The organism is Micromonospora sp. NPDC049051 (genome assembly GCF_043197575.1).
GTDB lineage: Bacteria > Actinomycetota > Actinomycetes > Mycobacteriales > Micromonosporaceae > Micromonospora.
The window spans coordinates 849,522-875,359 of sequence record NZ_JBICTL010000001.1; the positions used below are offsets into that span (position 1 = coordinate 849,522).

Consider the following 25,838-nt stretch of genomic DNA (forward strand, 5'->3'; position numbering starts at 1 on the left):
TGGTTCGGGTGCCGCCCACAGCGGCATGGGCAGGCTGTCTCGTCCGCCATCGCCGCTCCTCACCTGCACCCATCCATACAGCATGGGGCGTACCCGGAGTCGGCACGCCGAACCGGACGAACAGCACCGGTCCGAGGTTCTTCCCTGGCCGCCGTCCGCTCTGCAATCCGATGCGTTACATCGAAGCCCGTTCACCGATCGATGATCTGCTCGCCGACGCGGCGGACTGGGCCGTGCCGCTGCCCGTGCCGGCGGTACGGATCCGGGGGCTGGTCGCCCGGCACGGCGCCGTACTGGACGTGGTGACCCGCCCGGCGCTGCTGCACTTCGACGGTTGGGCCGGCAACGTCCTGGCCGTCGACGGACCCGACGGCACACCCCGGCTCAGCGGTCTGGTTTACGGCGAGCGGTACCTGTGGGGCGATCCGCTGATGGACCTGGTGTCACCACTGCTGTACCGCCGCACCGAGGACGAACCGGCCGACCCCCTGGTGCAGGCTTACCGGGCGACGGCGCCGTTTCCGCTGGACGCCGGGGCGCGGCGGCGTCTGGGCCTCTACCGCCTGCACCTGTATCTGCTCATGACCGTGGAGATGCCAAGCCGCGGCATCACGGCCGCGTCGGACCCCGGACGGGTTGGGCGGCTCGCCGAACTGCTCAGCAGGGAGTTGGCGGAGCTGACTCAATAAGCGGTGGCCTGAGCCGCAGCGGTGGAACACCCGCTGCAGCGTCACCAACAACCGGCTGGTCACGGCCGAGCCCGCCCTCGTGGTGAGGACCGCCGCGTCCGGGATCTGGCGGACCTGAGAACCGACCGCCGCCGGTGCCACTACCTGCTCGACCGCGACGACGATCTCTTCAGGGCGCATCGACGCGACCGTAGAACCCGCTCGATCATCCTGTCGATCCGCCCACTTCTTCGAGTGGTGCAACTTTCCGGGTGGGCGGTTCCGTTCTACCTCCGTCACGAGGAGGCAGTGCACTTGATAGCCGAAGACGAGCAAGCATTCCGCGAGTTCGTGACGTCAGAAATGGCGTCACTGCGCAAGCTGGCGTACGTGACCTGCGGCGACTGGCACGCGGCGGAGGACGCCGTGGCCAACGCTCTGGTCAAGCTCTATCCCCGCTGGCGGAAGCTGGACCGGCCCGATCTCTACGTCAAGACCATGGTCTACCGGGCCGCGGTCGACGAGACCCGTCGGCCGTGGCGACGCGAGCGGTCGGCCGGGGATGCCATGCCGGACATCGCGCTGCGCGACCCCGCCGGTGCGACCGACGAGCGGATGCGCCTGCGGGCGGCGCTTGACGCGGTGCCACCTCGGCAGCGAGCCGCAGTTGTGCTCCGGCACTACCTGGATCTGAGCCTGGAGGACACCGCCAGCGTCTTGAACTGCACGGTGGGCACGGCCAAGAGTCAGGTCTCCCGTGGCCTGGCGAAGCTGCGCGAGTCACTCGGCGGCGACCGTACCGATCTCATTGGACCATCGATAAAGGAGTTCACCCATGCGGTTGCATGATCTCGTGGACGCGGTGACGGGCAATGAGCCGCCGATGTCCCGCAGCATCGACGACATCATCACGGCAGGGCGGCGGGCTGAGCGCCGCCGTCGGGCCGGGTTCGCGTCGGCCGGCGCGGCGGGCCTCGTCGTGGCCGTGGTCGCTGGTGCGTTCGTGGTACCGACCCTAGGTGCCGAGCAGAGCTCCCCGGCCGCGCCGGTCGTGGCCGGCGCGGCGGCGTCCAAGCCGGCCGGGGCCGAGTGGCCCGACGCCGAGCCGTTCACCTTCACCTTCACCGGGTACGACGCCGGCACCCTGCATGTGCAGGACCCGATCGTCGCGTCCACGCCGTACCAGATCGCCTCCGTCTACTCCGACCGCCACACCTCGAACGACAAGCCCATGACCCGCCAGGAGGTGGAGGAGCAGGGCGACGCGTTCTTGCGGAACAGGGAAAACGGGAAGCGGGCCCTCTGGGCATACCTAACCGTCTACCGGCCCGGTGCCTTCGACCCCGCCAAGATCAAGGATGGCACGAACGTCACCGTGGCCGGGCGCAGGGCCGTGCAGGCGACGCTGCCGGTCGGCCTTGACCCGCAACGCCCGGTGGATGGCGGCAACAAGCTCTTCGCCTGGGAGTACGCCGACAACGCCTGGGCGGCTGTCACGTCCTACTCCGACGACAAGGCCACGCCGAGCTTCGAGGAGCTGGGCGGCTTGGTCGAAGGCCTGAAGCCCAGCAGGCCGACGCCGGCCCTGGTGCCCTTCACGGTGGGCTACCTGCCGGACGGTTACGTGCCGTTGCAGATCGGCACCCACACCACGGCGGGCCTCGGCGGCATCGCTACGGCCCGCGCCGGCGACTACGGCGGCGCGACGTACACCAGGTCCGCCGTGCCCACCACTGGACTGACCGCACCGTACGACGCGACCGAGGGTGGCATCAAAGACGGGTTCCACATCTCCGTCATCCCCAGTAGCAGCGCGGACCAGACGCCGGAGCCCGGTGTGACGAAGTGCCACGACGTAGCCGACCGGCGCGTGCGGGACGGCGGCTCCGGACCCCACGGCTCGCTGGTCGGCAGCTTCTGCCACATCTGGAGCGCCGACGGCACAGTCGTCCTCGAGGTCAGCACCGCTGGGCGCGGTAGAACGTTGCCGCGGGCCGAGCTGGAGAAGATCGCCAAGGGGATCACGGTCGCCGACGTCGAGGACGAGTCGACCTGGACTCCGGCCGCGACCGCCCTGCGGCCATGACGGCCAGCACCGGCACCACGACGGTGCTGTTCCGCAGGACCGTTCCAGCGCTCCTACCGCAAAGAATGAAGGTTTGGGATGAAGCGGAGAGCAAAGGCCGGTCTGATTGCCACGGCAACAGCGGCTCTGTGCGTACCGGTGGTGCCTCTCGCCGCGGCGAACACCACGCCGAAGTCCGACGCGGTGCCGGTCGGACTGGCGGAGTTCTACGCGCAGCGTCCTGTGTGGGGACCCTGCCCCCGCCCGCCGGTGCCACCGAGGCGGTCACCGGATGCTTCGGCGTCCGCGCTTCCCCGTGTCGAGAGCGCGTCCCCGGTGGTGGAATGCACAACTGTGCGGGTGCCGTTGGACTACCGGCGGCCGGACGGTCCCCGGGAGACCGTCGAGCTCTCCCGGCGCCTGGCGAGCGATCAGCCGAGCCGGCTCGGCGTACTGGTCGAGGTCCCCGGCGGGCCGGGCGGGGAGGGAATCTACGCGTCGGAGGACCCGGCGTACGAGGCGCTGTCGGCGCGGTACGACATCATCGGTTACAACCCGCGCGGCGTCGGGCGGTCGCAGCCTCTGCTCTGCGAGGGCACGAACGTGCAGTTGTACGGCAAGACTCGCTTCACCGACGCGCAGATGCGGGCGTACACCGAGGAGTTCCGCAGGCGTGATCAGCAATGCGAGCGCGCGGACGGTGCCCGGCGTCCCTACTTCACCACCGCCAACAACGCCCGAGATCTCGACATCGTCCGCGCGGTCCTGGGTGAGCGTCAGCTGAACCTGATGGGGAAGTCCTACGGCACGTACGTGACGGCCGTCTACGGCACGCTTTTTCCGAAGCGACTGAACCGCAACGTCCTGGACTCCGCGATCCACCCGCAATGGATATGGCGGGAGGCGTGGAAGCAACAGGCAATCGCCCAACGCAGGACCGCCGACGCCTGGATGACGTGGGTGGCTGAGCGCAACGAAACCTACGGGCTGGGCACCACCCGGTCGCAGGTGCACGCCACGATCGAGCGGACCCGGGCAAAGCTGGAGGAGCATCCGATCGAGCAGGATTATTCCGTGTACGACGGCACCGCGTTCGACGGCCTCATCGGGGCCACCAACGAGGTTGGGTACTGGGACTTCTTCGCGGCGACGGCGAGCCGGCTGCGTCAGCAGGTCGAGACGCCCTCGGACGTGCCGGGTGACCTGGACCGGGCGTTGGATCTTCAGCAAGAGATCCAGGCCGACCCGCCGCCGACCAGCAATGGCGTCTGGGAGGCAGTCAACTGCGAGGCCGAATGGCCCGCCGACCTCGAGGTGTACTACGCGGACATGCGCTACTTCTCCGAGCACTTTCCCTACGGCTGGGGTGCTTCGGCGGTTTCTCCGCGTGAGTGCACCTTCGGCTCGGTGGAGCGTGTCGAGCCGCTGGTGAAGCTGCGGCGCAGCGGCTACCCGACGGGGCTGGTCGTGCAGGAGGAGTTCGACCCGCAAACGCCGTACGAGGGCGGTCGGGCGATGGCGGACCTGCTCGGGCACCGGCTCCTCAGCGTTCCCCGCGATGGCTACCACGTCGTCCACGGCACCAACGCCTGCGTCGACGCCGCCATCGACGACTACCTGCTGAACGGAAGGCTGCCGAAACGGGGAGCGGAGTGTGAGGGGACGCCGATCCCCGAGGTTCCAACAGATGGTTCGGTGCGGGTGGGCGAGGGCGACCGCCCGACCCTCGACGAGCAGACGAATCGCTTGTCCGGCCGGATCTCTCGTCCGCTTTAGGCATCATCCCGGTCGCCCCGTGGCGGCGTTGCCGCCGGGAGAGGGGCAAGACACGTCGACGGCCGGCTTCGCCGGTGCCGCGAGGGAATCCCCGGCGGCACCAGCGACGATCACCGTCGACGCGGCGGCTCCATCGGAGCCCTCGCGCCAGTTCGTCGAATCAACGGATCTGGACGTTGGCGTGCAGCGGCGTGTGGGCCACGGACGCACCGACGTAGATCCGGACGTTGCCCCTGGGGGTCACCCAGCGGTCACCGGCCGCGTCCCAGATCGACGACGCCCGACGGCCACAGCGACGGGCCCGGGAGGACAACGGGAGACGACTACTGACTCCAGCGTGACCAGCTCACATCCCCATGCCGGCTCTTCGGAGAAGTCACCCGGACCCGCCACACCCCAGCCTAGAACAACCCTCGCCGCGGCCTCTTGACACAGAGGGGCGCCATGTGCGGACGCTTGGGGGTCATCATGGTCAGATTCGCGGCGGGTCCGAGCGGCCCGGGGTGAGCGCTCCCTGGTCTTCGGTGGCGGCGCCGACTGTGGGCATGCGGACGGAACGTCGTTGATCTTCGATGGTATGCGCGGTGTGTGCTCTCCAGCGGATGCCAACCCGGGTGAACCGGTGCCAACGCGGGTCACCGCGGCCGACCACCGGTCGCAGACGGGGGTTCGTGTGCTCGGGCTGTGGTCCTGGGCTGGGAGAACACGGGTCCGGGTGACGCGGGTGAACGCAGGCCACTCCCTGCCACCCCAGGTGAACCCGCAGGTCGCTAGACTAGGCCCTCGCGCCCCCGTAGCTCAGGGGATAGAGCAACGGTTTCCTAACCCGACGCTCCGCCGGCGTCCACAGGCCGACGACCTGCGGCTTTCCTGCCGTCCCCCCGTTGCGTGCCGGTCGCTTCGCGGGCACGCTGCGCTCGCTTGCTGAAGATCAGCTGGAACGTCGTGGGTCCTGCGTGTACAGGCTTACGCTGCCGCGAGTCAGGAGTCGGGTCATCGTTCCTCGTCGTCGAGCAGTTCGCGGCGCCATTCGGCAAATCGGTTACGGAGATTGTCCAGCGCTGGGCCGGTGACGCCGTACTGGGCGAAGTCGTCGGGATCGAGGTGGGTGGCTTGTCCCAGAGCGTCGGCGAAGATGCGCGGGTCGAAGCCACGGTCGGCGCGCTGCGCGAGGGCGAGGAGGGCGTCGCGGGTGTAGCGGCCGGATCGGAGGGTGGCGTCGATGTCGATGAAGTCCCGGGCGAACGCTCGCCCGTAGAGGGCGCTCATCTTGTTCGCGACCGCGTCGTCGGGGTGGAGTACCGGTCCGATCGCCATGAGGATCGGTTCGTTGGCGCGCCAGTCCACGCCGAGTTCGACCTTGGAAACCCGCACACCGTCGGTGACGGCCAGCCGCGCGAACGTGTCGTACTGCCGCTCGGTCTCGACGGTGAGGCCGTCGTCTCGGTAGGCGTGCACGACGGCGGTGACTGCGGCGATGAACTCGTCGCGGCGGTCCCAGGCGGTGAACAGGTCGACGTCCTCGCTGGGCCGCTCGACGAGCCCGGCGGCCTGGACCGCGTAACCGCCGGCCAGAGCGAAGCCGTATCGATCGGCCGCGCCGAGCCCGGTACGGGCGAGGCGTTCGTGGAAGGGGTCCACCGCTACGCCGCGTCGCTACGGGTGGCGGCGAGTTCGGGGAAGGCTTCCTCCCAGCGCTGGCGGAGTTGGGGTGGCAGCCAGAGGGTGGGCCAGAGTCGCCGGAGGAGGTCTGCATCGAGCCAGGCGTTGAGATCCTCGACCGTGGCGGCTTCGGTGAGTACCACCTTGTACATGCTGGCCAGGCGTGCGGCCCGGTTCAGGTCGTACTCGGCGTGCCCGGACCAGTCGAGATGACGCGGAAGCGTCACCGTGCCGTCGGTCGGGCCGTGCAGTGCGGCGAGGGTTTCGGCGATCACGTATGGCTTCCGGTCGCCGTAGGGCCGGTAGTCCGCCGGTGGTCGGGGTGATGTCCGGCGCCGGCTGATGTTGGTCGCCCGCCGGACCTCCGGTCGTAGCGCCTGACGGATCGTCTCCCGGCTGTATCCGGTAACCCGCTGCAGATCCACCGGCCGCCAGCCGGCCGCGTGAAACGCTCGTAGCTGCTCATCCCGCTCGGTCAACGCAGCCGCCCGCGTCGCCTCGTACCGGGAAACAACCCCATGCAGCTCATCCTCGGAGAACTGGCTCATGCTCGTCAGCCTACTACGCTAGGCCAAGCACGCTTGGCTCTTCGTCATACCCGGGCAACTGGGCGGACCAGGCATGGTGATCGGGATCGGATGAACTCATGTTCTCGTGAAGCCGAGTGCCCGGTATCCGGGCATGCGGCGTGGGAGTGAGGCGGCGAGGATGGGTGCGGCCGGGTCGTGGTAGTCGTGGACCTCGGCGAGGTCCTTGCCGGGCGCGGCGCGGATGACGCGGCCGGCGCATTGGACGAGTAGGCCGTCGTAGGAGATCGGGCCGGCGAGGAAGAGGGTGTCGAGGGCGGGGGCGTCGAAGCCTTCACCGATGAACGGTGTGGTGCCGATGACGAGCAGGCTGTCGCCGGCCTTGGCGCCGTCGAGCCGGTCAACGATGGTCCGCCGTTCGCGGGTGCTCATCGCGCCTTGAAGCACCAGCGGCTGGTGTCCGCGTGCGGCGAGTAGAGCGGTGAGTGCCTCGACCTGGGCGACCCGGCGGGTCAGGACGAGACAGTTGCGGCCGCGGGCCAGGGCCGCGGCGACGTCATCGGCGATCTGGGTGTTGCGGGGCTCGTCGAGGGCCAGCCTTCGGTGTACCTCGGCGAGTGCGCCGGGCGCGTCCAGGTCGATGGCGCCGGGTTGGAATGGGGTCTCGTGGATGAACAGCGCTCGTCGGGGTCCGGCGTCGGTGTGCATCGCGGCTGCGAGGGTGCCTTGCTCCTCGTCGGTCAGGGTGTGGCGGACGGGTCCGAGTTGCCAGGTGACGAGTTGGCCGAGGCCGTCGCGTCGGGTGGGTGTGGCGGTGAGGCCGAGCCAGAACTGTGCGGCGATCCGTTTGACCGAGTGCTCGTAGGCTGCGGCGCCGAGGTGATGGCATTCGTCGACGATGACGTGCCCGTACCCCTGGGTCAGGGTGGCGACGTCGTCGCGCCGGGCGAGGGAGGGCAGCAGCGCGATGTCCACCGTGCCGGTGAGCTTTCGTCGGCCGCCGCCGAGTTGGCCGGGCTTGATGTCGAGGAACTGTTGGATGCGGGTGCGCCACTGGTCGGCGAGGGCTTTGCGGTCGACGAGGACGAGGGTGGAGGTGTTGCGTTCGGCGATCACGGCGCAGGCCATGACGGTCTTGCCGGAGCCCGGTGGGGCGACCAGGATCCCGTCGTCGTGGGCGAGAAGCGCGCCGACCGCGTCGGCCTGCCTGCTGGTGAGTTCGGCGGTGAACGCGGCGTCGATCTCGGTCCCGGAGTTTCGTGCGTCCGTGACGGCCAGCCGGGATCCGACGCGCTCGACGATCGTGGCGATGGTGTGCCGCAGGCCCCGCGGTAGGACCAGGCGGTCATCGAGGGTGAGGTCGTAGCCCTGGATGAAGCGTGGGGTGTCCCAGGTGGACTTGCGGAGCCGCTGCAACTCGTAGAACTTCGGGTTCGCCATGGCGGCGGCGTGCTTGAACGTCGCCAGTGCGGCGGGGGTGAGCTGTCCGGCGTCGAGGCTCAGCCCGGCACCTGCCTCCGCGTGGACCACGGGAGGTAGCGGTGGATGAACCTGGGTCGCGGCGGACCGGCTCATCGTGGCGATGTCGGCACCGGTGGTGGCTTGCTTGGCCTGCCGGGCGACGTGTTCGGCGTCGCCGGGGCTGAGCCGGTCCAGCGTTGATAGGAACGCCCACTGGTCGGCGTGCGGCTCGAGGGTGCCGAGGTCGAGGAAGGTGGTCAGCCCATCCTTGCGGCGGCGGCCCTGTAGCGGAGCGGCGATGAGGTTGCCGAAGCCACCCTCGGGCAGGACGTCCTGGTTGGGAAAAAGCCGGTCGTACGACCGTAGGTCCATCGAACCGCGTAGCACCATCGCCTCACGGAGAAGGACGGTGCCGAGGGACCGCGCGGTGGCCGCGGGAACAGCGCCGGTGAAGAAGACCCACACGTGGGCTCCGCGGCCCGACTGGGAGATCTCCAACGCGGCGGGCACCGCGCTGGCTCGCGCCGCCTTCACGTACGCGAGGGCGTCGAGCATCGCCGTCGGCCCGTCGAAGTCGGCCACGACGAAGTGGCAGGTGTTGCCGGGCATCAGCGGGTACAAGCCCATGAACACGTCGCCGACCAGATGCGTCGCGACGACCTCCGTCGTGCGGGGCAGGTAGGTGGCTCCGCGCCGGTCCATACCCTTACGCCAGCCGCCGGCGACCGCGGGCATCCACCCAGCAGCGCCGGTACGGGCGTTCTCCCACCGCACGGCGTACACGTCGGCCCGGGCCCGGAACCGGTCGGCGAACAACGCCAGCTTGTCCCGGGTCGGCGAAGCCATGGTGACCATCCCCGGCGGCTCCACCGGCGCGGACAACTGCTCCGGCGCCACAGCCGTGTCCTGGCCGCGCAACTCCAGCAGACGCCCCAGCCGGGCGTTCTCCGCCCGTAACCGCTCCACCTCCCGCCGAAGATCGACGAACTCGGCCACCGAACCCATGCCGACCATCCTCGCGCATCGGGCACCGAACACCCCGGCACCGGTCCGCTATCCTCCGCCGATGGCATCGAAGGGGACCGCCGCGCTGGAGACGATGATCGAGGAAGCCACCGTCGACACGGACGGTCACGAGGACGAGCGTGCCGGCCTGTTCGCCATGATCGAGGAGCATCTGGCGGTGCCGTTCACCACCACCGTCCTCGGCGTCGAGGTCACCGTAGGCAAGATCGAGCTGGCAGCGGACAGCATCGTCGCGGTCTGCGCCCGAGGCCGCCACCGGCAACGGGTCGGCCTTCTCGACCTGCCGCTACCCACCCCTATGCCGGACGGTGCCGCGTGGATCGACGCCTACCGGCACTGGGCCGGAAGGTAGGCCACGATGAGCGAGTACCAGTACTACGAATTCACCGCCGTCGACCGATCCCTCACCGGCCGCGAGCGGGCCGAACTGCGGTCGCTGTCCACCCGGGCCGACATCACTGCCACCAGCTTCGTCAACACCTACGAGTGGGGCAACTTCAAGGGCAACCCGCGCACGCTGATGGAACGGTACTTCGACGCGCACCTGTACCTGGCGAACTGGGGCACCCGCCAGATCATGCTGCGACTACCGAAACACGTGCTCGACCCCGCCACCGCCGCCCAGTACTGCCAAGGCGACAGCGCCTGCGCCTGGACTGCCGGCAAGCACGTCATCATCGACCTCCACGACGAGGACGAGGACGGCGCCGACGAGTGGGACCTCGACGGCCACGGCCTGCTCACCTCGATGATCCCGGTCCGGGCCGGCCTCGCCGCCGGCGATTTGCGCCTGCTCTACCTGGCCTGGCTGCGCTGCGTACAGTCCGCCGAGATCGCCGACGACGAGCCTGAACCACCCGTCCCCGCCGGGCTGGACACCCTCGACGCGGCCCTCACCGCCGTCGCCGAGTTCCTGCGCATCGACCCTGACCTGATCGCGGCCGCGGCGGCCGGATCGTCGCCGGCCACCCCCGGGTGAACCGACCGCCGGGCAACTACGCACCTGGGTCGTCGGACTGCCCGCTCGGGACAAGGACGCCATCCTGACCGACCTGATCACCAGCGGCGACAGCCACCTGCGCAACCGACTGCTGCGTCGCTACCGCGACGAACACCGCGCTGATACGCCCACCCCGGCAGTCGCCCGCACCGCCGGGGAACTACTCGCCACCGCCGCGGAGTTGCGCGCCCAGCGGGAACGACGGGACACCGAGCAGCGTGAACGCGACCGGGTCCGCCGCGAACGGTCCGCCGCAGCCGCCCGGCAGCGGCACCTTGACACCCTCGCAGTCGACCAACCCGCCGCATGGCAGCGGGTCGACGAACTCATCGCCACGAAGAAACCCCGCGAGTACGACATCGCCGTGCAACTCCTCGTCGACCTGCGCGAACTCAGCGAACGCGACGGGGACAGCTCGTCGTTCCGGCACCGGCTGGCCGAGCTACGGGCGGCGCACGCCCGCAAGCCCAGCCTGCTCGAACGCCTCAACCTCGCATGCCTCGACACCTGACGGCATGGTTCGCTGCCCGGTGACCATCACCGGCGCGCAAGATCGTGGCAGCCCGGCGTTCCGGCGCGACGCCCCTGATAGCGGCGGCTTGGGCTCCTGGTGTTCGTTGGGACCCGCAACCAGCCATCGAACTGTGTCGTTTGCTGGGGTGGACCCGGAGGGTCGGGTGACTGTCTGGGTGTGTGCTGCCGATGTCATGGCCAGCTTGGAGTAGGACGCCCCGTCCCTCGCTGATGACCGCTGTATCAGCACTGGATGGAGACTTGCGACCGATCGCCCTTTCCGAAGTTGTGGTTACTGAACTGCGGCGGGTCCACGCCCCTTGATCAGACAACCGAAGAGGGTGATGCCCGATGGGCAGCCTGTGGGCCGGCGTCGATGTCGGCAAGACCCACCACCACGTGTACGTCATTGACGACGACGGCCATGTGGTGGTGTCCGAGAAGATCCCCAACGACCAGCAGGCCATCTCCGGCCTCGTCGGGCGGCTGGGTAAGCGCCGCAAGCCGATCCGTTGGGCCGTCGACCTGCGCGGCGGGCCAGCGTCGCTGCTGTTGGCGGTCCTGTTCGAGCGCGGGGCGGACGTGCGCTACGTCAGCGGCACGGTCACCTCGCGGATGGCGGAGGCGTTCCACGGCGAACGCAAGACTGACGCCCACGACGCCTACGTCATTGCCCAGACCCTGCGTATGCGCGGCGATCTACCGACCCCCACCCTCGCGGACGGGGTGCAGCAGCAGTTGAAGCTGCTTGTCTCCCGCCGCCTCGACCTGGTCGCCGACCGGGTCCGCCTCACCGCCCGCATCCAGGACCTTCTGACCATGATCAGCCCCGCCCTGGAGACAACGCTGAACCTGCACAGCAAGGGCGCGCTGCGGCTCCTCGCGCAGTGGCAGACCCCAGCCGGGCTGCGCCGCGCCGGCGAAGCCCGCATCCTGGCCTACCTACGCCAGCACGGCGTGCGGGCCGCCAAGGCTCTCGCGGCCAAGGTTCTCACCGCCGCGCGGACGCAGACCGTCGCCGTCGCGGGAGAGGCCACTGCGGCTGTGATCGTGGCGCAGATGGCCACCGACCTGGAAGCGGTCAACGACCGGATCACCGCCATCGAGGAAACCATCGCCGGCATCGTCGCAGAGCACGAGCTGGGAGAGATCGTCACCAGCCTGCCCGGCATCGGCACCACCCTCGCCGCCGAGTTCCTCGCCCACGCCGGCACTCTCGCCACCTACCCAAGCGCCGCCGCACTCGCCGCGCACGCGGGGCTCGCGCCGATCTCCCGGGACTCTGGCCGCAGGCAGGGTCATCAGGTCCGGCCGCACCGCTACCACCGGGGCCTGCGTCGCGTGTTCAGCATGTCCAGCTTCACCGCCCTGACCCACTGCCCACGATCACGCGCCTACTACGACAAGAAACGAGCCGAAGGAAAGACCCACCGCCAAGCCACCGCCGCCCTGTCCAGACAACGACTCAACGTTCTCTGGGCCTGCATCCGCGACAAGACCCCCTACCAGCCCAAACAACCAAGATCGGCAGAGGTGGCACTGTGCGAACTCGCGTAGAGACTCCCGCCGTGATCGTGGCTGAGCTTCGAGGTTCATCCGCGTTGGGTTCCTCGGCTGCAATGCGGCGCTGGTGACCTGCCCGACGGTACCGAGCCGCGACGCCGCGGTCGCCTCCTGGCGCTTGCAGGATGACTGGTCGATCAGCTTCGTCTCGCCAGAGGTTAGCGGCGGCGGCCCGCAGATCGTGCCGCATGCCCTGTTCCTCAACCTGTACGCACACAGCCCGGCGCAGCCCGAGTTCACTTGGACACTCCCGGTCGAAACGGGCGTCTCCCGGACCCGCTACGACTCGGCCGACTACGTCGGCGCCGCCCGAGGCGCGGTGTTCACCGATCACCAACTCGTCTTCGAGGTCGACATCAACGATCCAACCCAGGACGAGAGTGCGCTACACATCCTTCATGCTCAGGAACAGCCGATGTTGACATTCCCTAGCTGGGTGGGAAAGAGCGTTCCAGGCAAGACTGTACCCCTGACGCGAATGCATAACAAAACCGAAAACGACAATAATCGCAACAAGTCAGTCGCACTGTGCAAAAACATCTGGGGTGAATATAACGGTCAGATTCAAAATTGCGACGAATACCCTTTCGCCAGCACATACGAGGGATCGCAAACCGGAGCGCCGGAGCCGACCGACCTTCAGCGCTACTCGGTGCGCGTAATCGATGCTGCCGACAATCAGCACGTTGGTCGCGACCTGCTGGAAAATCAATTTTACAAGGTGTACCGGGTGCTTGATGGAGACCTGTTCCTGGTCAAGGTGAACACTTAGGAGCGCTCATCCGGTGGGGCGGTGCCACGCTGCCGCCTCACCGGCCACAATTGAATCTGGTATCGCTCCGCCGTCTCGGGATCGAGCCGCTTGAGTTCAGCCAGCATGGCGGCGAACTCCTCGTCAGTTCCCGCCTGTGCCATCTCGTAACGATCGAGCACGTCATTGTGGTTGTACGCCACTACCCGAACGCCGCACCGGCCCGGTCCCGACGGCAGTTCAACGCCGAGCCTCGTCAGCGAATCGAGCGACTCGCTGATGCACCACCTGCCGTCCGGGAAGTCAACGACACCCTCCCACGCGAAGTCAAACGGACCCTGGTCCCGCAGGAGTAACGGCATCCCCGACCACGTCTCCACCGACACTAGTGCCTTGCTGACCTCAGTCGCGACCCGCACCCCGACGGCACTCCAGGCGAACCCGACCCCGTCAGCAGAGGCAAGTCGCTCGGCTTCCGCGAGGTCCCTCTGCTCCCTCTCCTCACGCGAGTAGAGGCAGAACACTTCGTGTGATGGCAGGACGACAGTATCTATTTTAGACAAGAGAATCGGCATCCCCGTATTATGCCGGTCCTCCACGGATAAGAAGGTTAGGGGTTCGAGTCCCGGTCCGGCGCACAGGACATCGTGGAAAAGTTCGTCGGTGAGGTCCGCGACGCACCCAACACACCTCGGATCGCGCCCCCCTCCTACCGTGCTTATGTCCGGCACCAGTCACAACGTCACACCCAGCAACGGACGAATCACCCGATAGCGCTACCCTGCCCTCGCCATCCATCCGCGCATCGAAGATTTGGATCCACGTATTCGTTCGAGAGGTGCGCCGTGATCTGCAACAGAGTCGGCGTGGGCGGCCATAGTGTGGTGTGAGGCATCAGGTAGGGCCGTCGGACGAGGAACTGTGGGCTTCGATCGCCGCCGGTGACGAGTCGGCGTTCGGTCGGCTCTTCGATCGGTACTCCCGTCCGGTCTACAACCACGCGTTCCGGTTGACCGGCTCTTGGTCGACGGCCGAGGACGTCACGCAGGCGACGTTCCTTGTCGCGTGGCGCCGCCGTCACGACGCCCGTCTGGTGGAGGGCTCGGCGCTGCCGTGGCTGCTGGTCGTCGCCACCAATGCGGTCCGCTCCGAGTGGCGGTCGGCGCGCCGGTGGCTGGCGCTGCTCCGGCGTCTACCGGCGGAGCGGTACGCCGATGGTGACCTCGCCGAGGAGGTTTCCGCGCGGCTGGACGACGAGCGGCGGATGGCCGAGGTCCTCTCGGTGGTCCGCGGGTTGCCGTCGGCCGAGCGGGAGGCGGTGGCGTTGTGCCTGTGGTCCGGCGTGTCGTACCCGGACGCGGCAGCGGTGTTGGGCATTAGCGAGGTGGCGGTGCGGTCCCGGGTCAGTCGGGCGCGCAGCCGCCTGGCGCGGCTGCTGCCCGAGGAGATTCAGGAGGGGAAGCGGTGAACGACATTCTCGACCTGCCCGCGGAGCGGGACCTGCCGCCGGAGGCGGCGCACGCGATGCGGGCTCGGATCCTTGGTTCTGTGCGCCCGCGCCCGGCTCGTACGGCACGACTGCGAGCCGCCGTGGCGGGGGTGGTGCTGCTGGCCGTGGCGTCCGGTGTCGCGGTGGTGGTGTGGCAGCGGCCGGACCGATCGGCCGTGCAGGTGTTGGCCATGGGATCGGGTGAGTTGTCGCCGATGCTGCGGGATGCGGCCGAGCGGTGCCTGCGGTGGAACTCCCCGCAACGGCAGGCCCGGCAGAACCCGAGAGAGCGACCCGTACCGGTGTCCCTGGCCGACCTGGCGGTGGCCATGGAGCGGGGCGACCGCGCGCTGGTGTTGTTCATGAACGACGTCGGCTACGCCACCTGCGACGTCAAGTCGCCGGGCACGGGCCGGGAGTCCGGCGGAGGCGCCACCGAGCCGTGGCCGCACGGTGAGTGGCTGCCCGGGCCGGTGCAGCGGCTGCTGCTGACCTCCACCGAGTCCGACGGTGGCGACGTCAGCGTCAGCGGCCGGGTCAGCGGACGTGTCCACCGGCTCGTACTCGACCACGGCGACGGCCACACCACCGCGGCCCGGCTCTCCGAAGGCGCGTTCGGCCTGATGACCAGCGACGCCAGACTAGAGGCTGACAACGCCCCTGAACTGGTCAGCTACGACGCCAAGAATGTGGAGATCGACAGGCGCCCGCTGTTTCAGGCCGAAGACCAACTCGAGCACTGCTACGTGGGCGCGGACGGAAAGCGGATCTACGGCAAACCGACCAGCGGCTGCCGACCAGCCGAGAAGTGGCGAGGATAGCCGCCGTTGGAAGCTGACCGTGGCCCCGGGACGTGGGTCGTCACTCGCGGGTCAGCCCCGGTGGTAGCGCGTCCTCGTCGGGTTGGACCTCGCGGGCGTTGGCTACCGGGTCGCGTTCGAGGGTGTGGATCAGTGGTGTTGGGCCGCCGACGCAGGTCCAGGTGTCGTCCCAGAGCGCGGAGACCAGCCACGACCGGTCGGCGGGGAAGAAGAGGTCGGGTAGCACTCCGCGGCCGTGGCGCATGTGACCACCGGTGCGCCAGGTGAGGGCCTGCTCGGGGCCGGCCTCGACCAGCACGTACGGCCAGTTCCAGTAGAGGAACACCCTCGGGGCGTGGGGGAAGACGACGTCGTGGGCGCCGGTGTCGAGATAGGCCAGCCACCACGGCTGGTCGGGCGTGTGCGTGACCAGGTCCTCGACCACGGCCTGCTCGTAGGCGGCGGCGGTGACGTCGTCGGCCTGGTAGGTGGTGGCGTAGGCGTCGAACGCCGGCGGGATGGTGGTGGTGATCGAGACGCCGGCAGTGGTGTGCCCGGCGATCCAGCCGACGTCGGCGGCGGTGCCGATGCGCCAGTCCCGCCCGTCCTTGCTGACCCGCACACCGCTATTCAAGCCGCTGCAGCGATGGTTGGCGTAGGAATCAGGCCGGTCGGAACGGCGGCCGGCGACCAGCCGTCATGGGCCACCATGCCGTACGCCTGCCCCGCGCTCGGTGAAGCATGCGGCGTGGGTCCCGCACATCGTGTCCGAGGTGCCGGCCGGTGACGGCGGCAGGATCGAGGTTGCCGCGCCCGCAGGGCCGGGAGTGGGGATGGCTGTGTGTGTTCCGCCGTGATCGTGGCTGAGCCTCGAGGTGCCCACCCACTTTCCCGCCTCGCGGGCGGGCTGGTTGAACGGGCGCGGCCCTGGTGGCCGTAGACCCTGATGCCCGGGAGGGGTGGGTATGGCTGCGTGTGTTTCGTCGAGATCGCTTGGCTCACGGTAGGAGATGCCACCCGCCGCTTCGTCGTCTGCGAGATTCGGTAGACCGCTGATGGAGATCCGCGACCTGCGTTCGCATTCGTAGAAGGTGCCGGCAAATCCGAACCCACAGACGACGGCCCGACAGAAGTCCCGATCGGATGAAGGAGAGGCGCGAGGGTGGCGAGGCTGTGGATCGGCGTGGACATCGGCAAGACCCACCACCATGTCGCCGCCGTCGACGGCGACGGCCGGCTCGTCTACTCCCGCCGAGTAGCCAACGACGAGACCGCCCTGCTCACCGTCATGGCCGAGGTCTCGACGCACGGCCGCCCGGTCTGCTGGGCGGTCGACATCACCACCGGGCTGTCGGCGCTGCTGCTGACCCTGCTGTGGCGCCGACAGGCCCAGGTCCGCTACGTCTCCGGGACCGTCGCGTTCCACATGGCCGCCGCGTTCGCCGGTGAGAACAAGACCGACGCTCGCGACGCGCTGGTGATCGCCCAGACCATCCGGATGCGCCCCGACATCCCGATCCTGGAACCGTCCGACCGGCTCCTCGCCGAACTCACCGTCCTGACCAGCTACCGTGCCGACCTCGTCGGCCAGCGTGTCGCGACCCTGTTCCGGTTGCAGGAGCTGCTCACCGGGATCAGTCCGGCGTTGGAGCGAGCGGTGGAACTCAACCGGAAGGCTCCGATGATGGTCCTGGCGTGCTGGCAGACTCCGGCGGCGATCCGGCACGCCGGCATTGACCGGATCACCGCCCTGCTCCGGCGCGGGCACGTCAAGAACGCCGTCCAGGTCGCTGAGGCGATGGTCGCCGCCGCCCGGCAGCAGACCGTGAACCTGCCCGGGCAACGCGCCGCCGCGATGGTGGTCGGGCAGATGGCCACCGAGATCCTCGCCCTCGAACAACGCATCTCCGCCGTCGACGACCTCATCGCCGACCACCTCGAACAGCACCCCTTGGCGCCGATCATCGGAAGTCTGCCCGGTATGGGAAACCTGCTTACCGCCGAACTGCTCGTCCACACCGCCGGCATGACCGAGTACGACAGCCCCGCGAAACTCGCCGCCCACGCCGGCCTTGCGCCCATCTCCCGTGATTCCGGAACGGTCTCCGGCAACCATCGCCCGCCTCGTCGCTTTCACCGGAGACTGCGGCACATTCTGTGGATGGCCGCCTTCACCGCCGCCCGAGAATGCCCTACCTCCCGCGCCTACTACGAGAAGAAACGCGCCGAAGGAAAGAACCACCGGCAAGCCATTCTTGCTCTCGCCCGGCGACGCGTTGACGTTCTCTGGGCACTCATCCGGGACCGCAAAACCTTCACTCGACCGGCACCGGTGATCCGCGCGGCAGCCTGAAGCAGACCGCTCCCCGCCGACGCAACGCCATCGCGCCGGCCGCTCCACCCTGCCCACCAAGATCACCCGGAGTCACATGGAGACTCCTAAGACCGTCATCTATGCATGTCGGTAGGCCGACTGCCTGCGATTCAGCCGTTCATTACCTCTGTTTGTTGGTCGCATTGGATAGCTGCTGCGCTCCGTTGCTGGCGGTTACAGTAGCAAACCGGCCGCCTCTGTTGCTTTTTGTGTCAACTTTCTCGATTCTAAATCCTCGTCACGGCATTTTGCGACTTGACGTAGCGAGGATGCTGTCCGGGGAAGCACGTGCGATCCTCGCCCAATCCGCTCCTTTACGCCGCACGCCGAGTTACGCCTGGGCACCGGAGTCGGAAGTGGGCGCAAACGCGTTGCCAGGCTGATGCGCCAGGCCGGGCTGCAGGGCTTCTGCCGGCGCTGCCGTCAGGGCTGCAAGGTGCGCGAGTTGGACGCGTGAGTGGATGCCGAGCTTCCGGTAGACGCGGGTGAGGTTTGCTTCGACTGTTTTGACACTGATGGTGAGGGCGGTGGCGATGTCGCGGTTGGTCGCTCCGCTGGCGGCGAGCTCGACGCAGCGCTGTTCGGCGGAGGTGAGGCAGGGGAGCGTACTGCTGTGCGCGGGGACGGGCTCCAGTTGGTGGAGGGTGCGGGTGGCGGCTTCGATCCAGGGGTGTGCCTGGTGCGTGCTGAAGAGGTCGGCGGCGCTCTGCGCCGCGGTGCGGGCGCTGGCGCGTCGGCGTCCGCGTCGTTCGGTGTGGCTGAGGGCCAGGAGGGTTCGACCGTGTTCGATGGGCAGGTGGCGGAGGTGGTCGGCTGCTGCGGTGAGGAGGTCGGCGGCCGCATCGTAGTTGCCCAGGGTGGCTTCCAGGAGTGCCTGGGAGCGGTCGAGCACGGGGAGGACGCAGCTTCTATCTAGATCAGTCGCGGTGCGACGGGTATCGGTCAGCAGTTTGCGGGCTTGGTCGAGGTAGCCGAGGGAGATGAGGGCTTGGGCGAGGTCGGCGTGCCAGCGCAGGACGGACGGGTCGCGGACCTGCTGGCGCTTCTCAAGCGTACGGACCTCTTCCAGCGCCTCCAGGGCTTCTTTCGGACGCCCGGTGACCAGGAGAAGATGTCCGAGGACGAAGAGGTTTCGGGAGAGGAAGACTTTGTTGTCCTCCCGGCGGGAGGTGTCCGCCCCGCGGCGTGCGTGAGCGAGGGCGGAGTCGGTGCACGAGGCGGTGCCCTCGACCAGGGCGGAGGTGTAGCACGTTGGTGCGGGGTCCAAGGCGGCTCTGTCGGTAAGCGACAGGGCGCGGCCGGCGTAGTCGAGGGCCAGTCCGCACCGTCCGGCGCGGATCTCGACTTCGGCGAGGCTGCGCAGGACATCCACGGTGGCTTCGGCGTCTCCGGTCCGCTCGGCTTCGACGAGCAGAGGCAGCAGTGCGCTGCGGGCTTCGTCCAGACGGTCGTCGAAGATGGCGTGCCGGGCGGAGAGCTGTTCGGGCCTGGCGTTGACGGGGATGTGAGTGCTGCGTGGCAGGGACAGGGCGTGGCCGAGCGTGGTCTCGGCTTGGGGGCGGCCGAGGATGCGTTGGATGCGGGCCTGCATCGTGAGGGCCATGGCGGTGGTGGCGGTGTCGCCAGCGCTCCGGGCGAGGCTGGCGGCCCGGGCAGCCTGGGCGCACGCCCGGTCGGGATCGCCGTTGACGTTGGCCCAGATCGCCTGGCGGATGAGGATCTGCGCGGTCAGGTCCGGATGTCCGGCCGCTTCGTGAAGTGCGTCGGCGAACAGCTTGTCGCCGTTGTGCAGGTGCTGTCCGCCTGAGTCGATCAGGGAGATGAGGGCGTTGACGCGGTTGGCGGGGCTGCTGTCGTGGTGCAGGACGAGGCGGACGGCGGCCTGGCCGCGGGGCAGGTCGCCGTTGTGGGCGGCGTCGCGTACGGCGGTCAGCGCCCGTTCGGTGAGCAGGTCGGCGTCGGTCTCCGGGGTACGTTCGGCGGCGAGGAGGGAGAGTTCGGCCGCTAGTGCGGGTTCTCCGCGCAGCCGGGCGCGGGCGGCGGCGCGGGCGGCGCGGTCGGCCGACTGCGGGTCGTTGGTGTCGGCCGCCAGCGTGGTGTGACGGTCGCGGCGGATGCTGTCGCGGCTGGCTTCGGCCAGGCGGGTGTGCAGGAGCCTGCGTGTGGCGACCGGCGGTCGGGCCGCGAGTTCGGCACCGATCGCGGAGGCGGCGAACCGGATCTTCCCGTCGGCCGGCCCGATGTTGATCAGTCCGGCTGCCTCGGCCTCTGCGAGAAGGTTGTCGGCGGGCGGGCCGGCGAGGCGGCTCAGCAGTTCGCGGTCGGGCCGGTCGTCGAGTGCGGCGACCGTCAACAGTTCCTGAACTTCGGCCGACACAGTGCCCAGCCATTCGTTCACCAGTCGGCGGGCGGCCGGCGGCAGGACCAGGTCGTCTACGAGACCCTGAGCGGCCGGCAGGTCGGTGGCGCGGCTGCGGGCCCCGGCGAATGCGAGGGCTAGGGCCGGGTTCCCTCCGCTGCGGATGTGGGTCTGCGTGACCTCGTAGGGGGTTAGCCGGTACGGCGACAGCAGGGTTGCGACCTGATCGGGTGTCAGCGCCGGGATGCGTACCGCACAGGGGTCCTCGCCGCACCAGTGGCCTTCGCTCCCCGGGCGCCAGATTCGCTCTGCGGCTATGACGGGAAGGTCGGGAGCCAGGCGCAGTGCCCAACGCAAGACGGCCGCGCTGGCCGTATCCAGCCACTGGGCGTTGTCCACCACCAGTGTCAGAGGCGGGGTGTCCAGCAGCAGGGTGGCGGTCAACCGGCGCAGCCGTAGAGCGGTCCCGGCGGGATCGGCAGAGCCCGGCACTCCGACGGCCTTGTCGATTCCGGTCGCGAGTTCCCGCGCGGCCGGCAGCGGTTGGAGGGCCAGTGCGAGTTCGAGCAGTCCGGTGTAGGGGACCTGGGCGTCCTGTGGGCTCGGAGCCAGCCTTAGGACAGGCATGCCCAGCTGCTGCCCGAGTACACCGGCCGCAGCGGTCTTGCCGATCCCGGGCGGACCGAACAGCACCACCCGACGGGCGCCGCGCACGACGCCCGGTACCACCGGCAGCATGGTGCCGGTGGCCCCCTGATGCGCATTCACTGCCGTCGCAGAATCTGGCACCGGATCATAGTGCGCCCGACGGTCCTTCGCGCACCAGAGCAAGGGGTTGCCCTGATTTCGGCCAGCCTCCGCCGTTCCTAGTGTCATCGCCAAAGCCGAGCTGTCACCGGTTGCCGGAGATCCCATCAACACGGGCCCTGCTGCCACACCCCTCAACCCATCTCGGCGGGAGGATTGCGATGTATCGAAGAACTGCCATGGCGGCCGCTGTCGCGGTTGCGCTTACCCTGGGCACCGTGACCGGGGTGGCCACCCAGTCGACCGCAGCCACCCCGCCCCCTACACCCACGGTTGCGCAGAGCCCGCTGTCGCTGGCGATCTCTGCAGCCGACCGCGCTGCCGACGGCGGTCACGACGCGCTGGCGAAAGGCCCCTTCGAGCAGTACGACCGTCGCATGGTGATCCCGTGGGTGGACGGCCTGTTCTCCATTGCCTACGAGCGCACCTACCGGGGCCTGCCGGTGGTCGGCGGCGACGCCGCCGTACTCGCCGACGGCCGGGGCGCCATCCGGGCGATCTCGGCCGCCACCAAGACGAAGATCAACGTCTCCGTCGTGCCGACGGTCGCCGCCGACCGCGCCGAGCAGACCGCCAAGGGCCTGCTCACCAAGGTCGACCAGGTCGAGTCGCGCACCCTCGTGGTGCACGTCAAGGACAGCACCGCGCGACTCGCGTGGGAGGTCGTCGTCGCCGGGCGCACCGCCTCGGCGCCCAGCCACCTGCATGTCTTCGTGGACGCGCGCAACGGCCAGGTGCTGGCCAAGCAGGAGGACGCCGCGGCCGGTTCCGGCACCGGCAAGTGGAACGGGCCCAGCCCACTGTCGATCACCACGTCGCAGTCGGGCAGCACGTACTACCTGCGCGACACCACGCGCACCGGCCTGAACTGCCAGGACTACAGCACCAGCACCGTCTTCTCCGGCGCCGACGACAGCTGGGGCAACGGAGTGGGCACAAGCAAGGAGACCGGCTGCGTCGACGCGGTGTACTCGGCGCAGAAGGAATGGGACATGCTGTCGGCCTGGCTGGGCCGCAACGGGCACAACGGCAACGGCGGCAGCTGGCCGATCAAGGTCGGCCTGAACGAGCAGAACGCCTACTGGGACGGCTCGACGATCACGATCGGCAAGAACTCGGCAGGCAACTGGATCTCCTCGATGGATGTGGTGGGTCACGAGTTCGGCCACGGCATGGACCAGAACACCCCCGGCGGCACCAGCTCCGAAGCCGGCCTCGGCGAAGCCACCGGCGACATCTTCGGCGCCCTGACCGAGGCATACGCCAACCAGTCCAGCGCCTACGACGAACCCGACTACCTGGTCGGTGAGGAGATCGACCTCGTCGGCGACGGCCCGATCCGCAACATGTACAACCCCTCGCTGGTCGGCGGCCACCCGAACTGCTACTCCTCGTCGATCCCGAACACGGAGGTACACGCGGCCGCAGGTCCGCTCAACCACTGGTTCTACCTGCTCGCCGAGGGCAGCGCGCCGGGCGGCGGCAAGCCGAACAGCCCCATCTGCTCGGGCGGCCCGTCGTCGGTCACCGGCGTGGGCATCCAGTCCGCCGGAAAGATCTTCTACGGCGGCATGCTGCTGAAGACCTCCGGCATGACCCACAAGAAGTACCGCACCGCGACCCTGACCGCCGCGAAGAACCTGGACTCCTCGTGCGTCCTGTTCAACCGGACCAAGGACGCGTGGAACGCGGTCGCGGTCCCGGCCCAGACCGGTGACCCGACCTGCACCGGTTCCAGCACCGACTTCTCCGTCTCGGTCAGCCCCACCTCGGGCAGCGTCAACGCGGGCTCCTCGGTCACCGCGACGGTCAACACCGCGACCGTCTCCGGCAGCGCCCAGACCGTGTCGCTGACCTCCTCGGGTGCCCCGTCGGGGGTCACCGTGTCGTTCAGCCCGACGTCGGTGACGTCGGGCAACAGCTCCACGATGACGGTGGCGACCACGTCCAGTGCGGCTGCGGGCACGTACACCATCACCGTGACCGGCACCGGTTCGATCACCCACACCGCGCAGTACACGCTCACGGTCAACGGCGGCACCCCCGGTGGCACCGCGCCGGACATCGACGTCGCCAACGTGCAGGCGCACCTGACACAGCTCAGCACCATCGCCACCAACAACGGCGGCACCCGCCGCTCGACCGGCCAGGGCTACCTGCAGTCGGTGGCGTACGTCAAGGGCAAGCTGCAGGCCGCCGGCTTCACCGTCACCGAGCAGCCCTGCACCTCCGGCTGCACCAGCGGTGCAGGCCCGAACCTGATCGCCGAGTGGCCGGGCGGTAACGCGAGCAACGTCTACATGTTCGGCGCCCACCTGGACGGCGTCTCGGTCGGTCCGGGCATCAACGACAACGGCTCCGGCTCGGCGGCGCTGCTCGAGGTCGCCCTCGCGCTGGCCGCGCAGAACCCGACCATGCTGAACAAGGTCCGCTTCGGCTGGTGGACCGACGAGGAACAGGGCCTCAACGGCTCCAAGTTCTACGTCAACTCGCTGACCAGTACCCAGCGAACGGCGATCAAGGCCTACTACAACTTCGACATGATCGCGTCGAAGAACGGCGGCTACTTCATCAACAACATCACCTCGACCGCGTCGCAGCCGATGAAGGCGTACTGGGACTCCCTCAGCCTGCAGCCGGAGGAGAACGTCGAGGGCCAGGGCCGTTCCGACGACTACTCGTTCCAGAACGCGGGCATCCCGACCTCCGGTTACGCGATGGGCGCCAGCGCCACCAAGACGTCGGCCCAGGCGTCGAAGTGGGGCGGCACGGCCGGTCAGTCCTACGACTCCTGCTACCACTCCTCGTGCGACACCCTCAGCAACATCGACGCCACCGCGCTGAACCGGGCTGCCGACGGCATCGCCTACACGCTGTGGAACCGGGCGGTCGGCACCTCGACGCCGACCAACGACTTCTCGATCTCGGCCAGCCCCTCGTCGGGCACCGTGAACGCGGGGTCCAGCACCACGACCACCGTCGGCACCGCCACCACCTCGGGCAGCGCCCAGACGGTGACCCTGACCGCCAGCGGCGCCCCCACGGGCGTAACGGTCTCGTTCAGCCCGTCGTCGGTCACCTCCGGCAGCTCGTCGACCGCCACCATCGCGGTCGGCTCGTCGGTGGCCGGCGGCACCTACACCATCACCATCACCGGCACGGGGTCGGTGTCGCACAGCACCACGTACACGCTGACCGTGACCGGCGGACCGGGCGGCTGCACCGCCGCCCAGCTGATCCTCAACGGCGGGTTCGAAAGCGGCACCTCGCCGTGGACCGGCTCCACCGGCGCGATCGGCACCTCTATCGGGCAGGTGCCGCGCAGCGGCACCCGGTACGCGTGGCTCGGCGGATACGGCTACACCGCGACCGAGGCCATCAGCCAGACCGTCACCATCCCGTCGGGCTGCACCAGTGCGGTACTGACCTACTGGCTGCACATCGACACGAACGAGTACGGGGCGCTCGCCTACGACGTGTTCACGATCAAGGCCAACGGCACCACCGTGGCGTCGCTGTCCAACATGAACGCTGCCACGGGCTACACGCAGCGCACCGTCAACCTCGGCGCGTACGCCGGCCAGACGGTCACGCTGACCTTCACCGGCACCGAGGACGCCTACCTGCAGACCAGCTTCGTGCTGGACGACGTGACCCTGCAGATCGGCTGAGTTCAACGGCAGGGTGGGGCGCTCGCCCCACCCTGCCGCAGGTCCTGCGCCCCTGTTCCGCTGCCGGACCGGACCTTAGCCTGAATCCGTGGATTGGATTCTGGGTGCGTTGTCGGGTTGATCTAGCCGATTGGGGGTGTGATGGATCCGCTGGCCCTGGTCTCCGTAGAACGCCAAGTAACCCGGCTCCGCCTTGACCTGGCGAGAGGCGAAGTCCATCGCCTCCGGGCGCAGATCTGCCCAACCTCGCGGGAAGCGGCCGTACCGGTCGTAGAACCTCCGCAACAGCGCGAACCCGGCCGTATCTCGCCATGCTTGGACGCAACCAGGTCCAGCTCAGCAGGGACAAGGGTCCAGTGCTCGACCAGCTCGCCGATGCTCAGAGGAGATCGACTCACAGCGGTCAACCACCGTGGCAGCGATCAGGGACCGCGCAGACCCCCAAAAAGATCAACTATTTGGCCCCTGGTCGCAAGATCGGCGTGGTTGGTCGTGAAGGGCCCGTCGGCGTGTGACCAGGTCCAGCGAAGCCGTCGGTGGGTCAGCCACGCACTAGCCTGGCCGGCGAGGTCGCGGTGCCGGCGCTGGGTCCTGTTGGTGTCGCCGCCGTCGGTGGTGAAGGCGAGCAGGGCGTAGCCGCCGGGGATGCCGGCGTGGGGCTCGCCGGGGTGCCGGCTGCCGTCGACGGGGAGGTGCACGCTGGCCAGGGCCGGTGCGCCCTGTCCGGGCAGGGTTTGCAGCATGTGGACGCGGCCGTGGTCGACCAGGTGCCATCGGCCGTCCAGGGGCAGCCTGAGCACGGTGCGGGCGTGGGCGAACAGTTCGTAGGCGTCGACGGGGTCCTGCACGACGAGGGTGGTGGTCGCGGTCATCGTGGTCACCGGGCCCAGATCGCCAGGGCTGCGGTGGTGGCGGCGCCGGCGTACCCGGCGAGCAGCAGCGGCACGGCGCGGGAGATGGCGGTGTACTTGGCCCGTACGGCGCGGGAGAGCCACCACAACTCGCGGGCGCGTGCGAGGGGGGCGGTCTGGGCTCCCGGGTCGGTGTCGCCACCGACAACGCGGACCAGGACGTCCTGGGCGGTGTCGGTGTCGGCGTAGGCGACGAACCCGAAGTCCCCACCCCGAAATCCCGGTACGCGAAACCCGCGTCCGGCACCGGTGGGGCTACTGAACCGCCGAAAGCCCTTGCGGCAGGGCTGGCGCCGCGCGCCCTTTATGGGCATCACCGCACGCTCTTCCGCGCTCGTCGAAGAGGGCCGATGCCCACCGAACTCGCACATCGTGTCCGGGGTGTCTGTCGGTGACGGCGGCAGGCTGAGGTTGC

At 68.8% G+C, this 25,838-nt stretch carries 21 protein-coding genes and 1 pseudogene; 14 read left to right on the forward strand and 8 right to left on the reverse strand.

The window, feature by feature from the left end; genetic code table 11:
- The first annotated feature begins 170 nt into the window (after positions 1 to 170).
- From ACGFIR_RS04100 to ACGFIR_RS04115, 4 genes are all read left to right on the forward strand, one after another.
- The gene (locus tag ACGFIR_RS04100) at positions 171 to 689 is read left to right on the forward strand and encodes a fructosamine kinase family protein (RefSeq protein ID WP_393143109.1); all 519 of its coding nucleotides are present in this window, start codon (positions 171 to 173) and stop codon (positions 687 to 689) included.
- A gap of 21 nt (positions 690 to 710) precedes the next feature.
- On the forward strand, positions 711 to 1,517 hold the full coding sequence (locus ACGFIR_RS04105; protein WP_393143111.1) for a SigE family RNA polymerase sigma factor: 807 nt from the start codon (positions 711 to 713) through the stop codon (positions 1,515 to 1,517).
- Positions 1,504 to 2,754: a hypothetical protein gene (locus ACGFIR_RS04110; RefSeq protein ID WP_393143113.1), complete on the forward strand. Its 1,251-nt coding sequence runs from the start codon at positions 1,504 to 1,506 to the stop codon at positions 2,752 to 2,754. The genes ACGFIR_RS04105 and ACGFIR_RS04110 overlap by 14 nt, the downstream gene beginning before the upstream one ends.
- Positions 2,755 to 3,093: 339 nt before the next feature.
- Positions 3,094 to 4,509, forward strand: coding sequence for an alpha/beta hydrolase (locus tag ACGFIR_RS04115; RefSeq protein ID WP_393143115.1), 1,416 nt, complete (start codon positions 3,094 to 3,096; stop codon positions 4,507 to 4,509).
- Positions 4,510 to 5,502: 993 nt separating this feature from the next.
- Here ACGFIR_RS04115 and ACGFIR_RS04120 read toward each other — a convergent pair.
- From ACGFIR_RS04120 to ACGFIR_RS04130, 3 genes are all read right to left on the reverse strand, one after another.
- A complete protein-coding gene (locus ACGFIR_RS04120; protein ID WP_393143117.1) occupies positions 5,503 to 6,150 on the reverse strand; it encodes a nucleotidyl transferase AbiEii/AbiGii toxin family protein in 648 nt (215 codons plus the stop codon).
- Positions 6,151 to 6,152: 2 nt separating this feature from the next.
- Positions 6,153 to 6,719 (reverse strand): hypothetical protein, encoded by a 567-nt coding sequence (locus tag ACGFIR_RS04125; protein WP_393143118.1) that lies wholly within the window; start codon positions 6,717 to 6,719, stop codon positions 6,153 to 6,155.
- A 96-nt stretch (positions 6,720 to 6,815) separates the two neighbouring features.
- Positions 6,816 to 9,164, reverse strand: coding sequence for a DEAD/DEAH box helicase family protein (locus tag ACGFIR_RS04130; RefSeq protein ID WP_393143120.1), 2,349 nt, complete (start codon positions 9,162 to 9,164; stop codon positions 6,816 to 6,818).
- A gap of 61 nt (positions 9,165 to 9,225) precedes the next feature.
- On the opposite strand from ACGFIR_RS04130, the gene ACGFIR_RS04135 reads away from it, so the two are divergent.
- From ACGFIR_RS04135 to ACGFIR_RS04155, 5 genes are all read left to right on the forward strand, one after another.
- On the forward strand, positions 9,226 to 9,537 hold the full coding sequence (locus tag ACGFIR_RS04135) for a hypothetical protein (protein ID WP_393143122.1): 312 nt from the start codon (positions 9,226 to 9,228) through the stop codon (positions 9,535 to 9,537).
- Between the two features lie 6 nt (positions 9,538 to 9,543).
- Positions 9,544 to 10,164 carry a hypothetical protein gene (locus ACGFIR_RS04140; RefSeq protein WP_393143124.1) on the forward strand — a complete coding sequence of 207 codons (621 nt, stop codon included), beginning with the start codon at positions 9,544 to 9,546 and terminating at the stop codon, positions 10,162 to 10,164.
- 202 nt (positions 10,165 to 10,366) lie between these two features.
- Positions 10,367 to 10,696: a hypothetical protein gene (locus tag ACGFIR_RS04145; protein WP_393143126.1), complete on the forward strand. Its 330-nt coding sequence runs from the start codon at positions 10,367 to 10,369 to the stop codon at positions 10,694 to 10,696.
- 353 nt (positions 10,697 to 11,049) lie between these two features.
- Positions 11,050 to 12,255: an IS110 family transposase gene (locus tag ACGFIR_RS04150; RefSeq protein ID WP_393143128.1), complete on the forward strand. Its 1,206-nt coding sequence runs from the start codon at positions 11,050 to 11,052 to the stop codon at positions 12,253 to 12,255.
- Positions 12,256 to 12,328: 73 nt separating this feature from the next.
- Entirely contained in the window at positions 12,329 to 13,033 is a 705-nt protein-coding gene (locus ACGFIR_RS04155; protein ID WP_393143130.1) for a NucA/NucB deoxyribonuclease domain-containing protein, read from the forward strand.
- On the opposite strand, the gene ACGFIR_RS04160 is transcribed toward ACGFIR_RS04155, so the two are convergent.
- A complete protein-coding gene (locus tag ACGFIR_RS04160) occupies positions 13,030 to 13,587 on the reverse strand; it encodes a hypothetical protein (protein ID WP_393143132.1) in 558 nt (185 codons plus the stop codon). The two genes, ACGFIR_RS04155 and ACGFIR_RS04160, sit on opposite strands and share 4 nt — an antisense overlap.
- Positions 13,588 to 13,898: 311 nt before the next feature.
- On the opposite strand from ACGFIR_RS04160, the gene ACGFIR_RS04165 reads away from it, so the two are divergent.
- Both ACGFIR_RS04165 and ACGFIR_RS04170 read left to right on the forward strand, forming a co-directional pair.
- Positions 13,899 to 14,480: an RNA polymerase sigma factor gene (locus ACGFIR_RS04165; protein WP_393143134.1), complete on the forward strand. Its 582-nt coding sequence runs from the start codon at positions 13,899 to 13,901 to the stop codon at positions 14,478 to 14,480.
- Positions 14,477 to 15,322 (forward strand): hypothetical protein, encoded by an 846-nt coding sequence (locus ACGFIR_RS04170; RefSeq protein ID WP_393143136.1) that lies wholly within the window; start codon positions 14,477 to 14,479, stop codon positions 15,320 to 15,322. The genes ACGFIR_RS04165 and ACGFIR_RS04170 overlap by 4 nt, the downstream gene beginning before the upstream one ends.
- Positions 15,323 to 15,362: 40 nt before the next feature.
- Here ACGFIR_RS04170 and ACGFIR_RS04175 read toward each other — a convergent pair whose 3' ends face one another.
- The gene (locus ACGFIR_RS04175; RefSeq protein ID WP_393143138.1) at positions 15,363 to 15,923 is read right to left on the reverse strand and encodes a hypothetical protein; all 561 of its coding nucleotides are present in this window, start codon (positions 15,921 to 15,923) and stop codon (positions 15,363 to 15,365) included.
- 540 nt (positions 15,924 to 16,463) lie between these two features.
- Between ACGFIR_RS04175 and ACGFIR_RS04180 the strand changes: the two genes are divergently transcribed.
- Positions 16,464 to 17,654 (forward strand): IS110 family transposase, encoded by a 1,191-nt coding sequence (locus ACGFIR_RS04180; protein WP_393143140.1) that lies wholly within the window; start codon positions 16,464 to 16,466, stop codon positions 17,652 to 17,654.
- 358 nt (positions 17,655 to 18,012) lie between these two features.
- Positions 18,013 to 18,132: an IS3 family transposase gene (locus tag ACGFIR_RS04185; protein ID WP_223201434.1), complete on the forward strand. Its 120-nt coding sequence runs from the start codon at positions 18,013 to 18,015 to the stop codon at positions 18,130 to 18,132.
- Here ACGFIR_RS04185 and ACGFIR_RS04190 read toward each other — a convergent pair.
- A pseudogene (locus ACGFIR_RS04190) lies at positions 18,118 to 20,949 on the reverse strand (LuxR C-terminal-related transcriptional regulator); the annotation flags it as partial. The gene ACGFIR_RS04185 and the pseudogene ACGFIR_RS04190 overlap by 15 nt on opposite strands.
- A 110-nt stretch (positions 20,950 to 21,059) precedes the next feature.
- Here ACGFIR_RS04190 and ACGFIR_RS04195 point away from each other — a divergent pair.
- Positions 21,060 to 24,512 carry a M28 family peptidase gene (locus ACGFIR_RS04195; protein WP_393000510.1) on the forward strand — a complete coding sequence of 1,151 codons (3,453 nt, stop codon included), beginning with the start codon at positions 21,060 to 21,062 and terminating at the stop codon, positions 24,510 to 24,512.
- Positions 24,513 to 24,934: 422 nt separating this feature from the next.
- Here the strand turns inward: ACGFIR_RS04195 and ACGFIR_RS04200 are convergent, their stop codons facing one another.
- Positions 24,935 to 25,384 (reverse strand): hypothetical protein, encoded by a 450-nt coding sequence (locus tag ACGFIR_RS04200; protein WP_124778772.1) that lies wholly within the window; start codon positions 25,382 to 25,384, stop codon positions 24,935 to 24,937.
- 5 nt (positions 25,385 to 25,389) lie between these two features.
- Entirely contained in the window at positions 25,390 to 25,737 is a 348-nt protein-coding gene (locus ACGFIR_RS04205; RefSeq protein WP_091113588.1) for a hypothetical protein, read from the reverse strand.
- Positions 25,738 to 25,838: the final 101 nt, after the last annotated feature.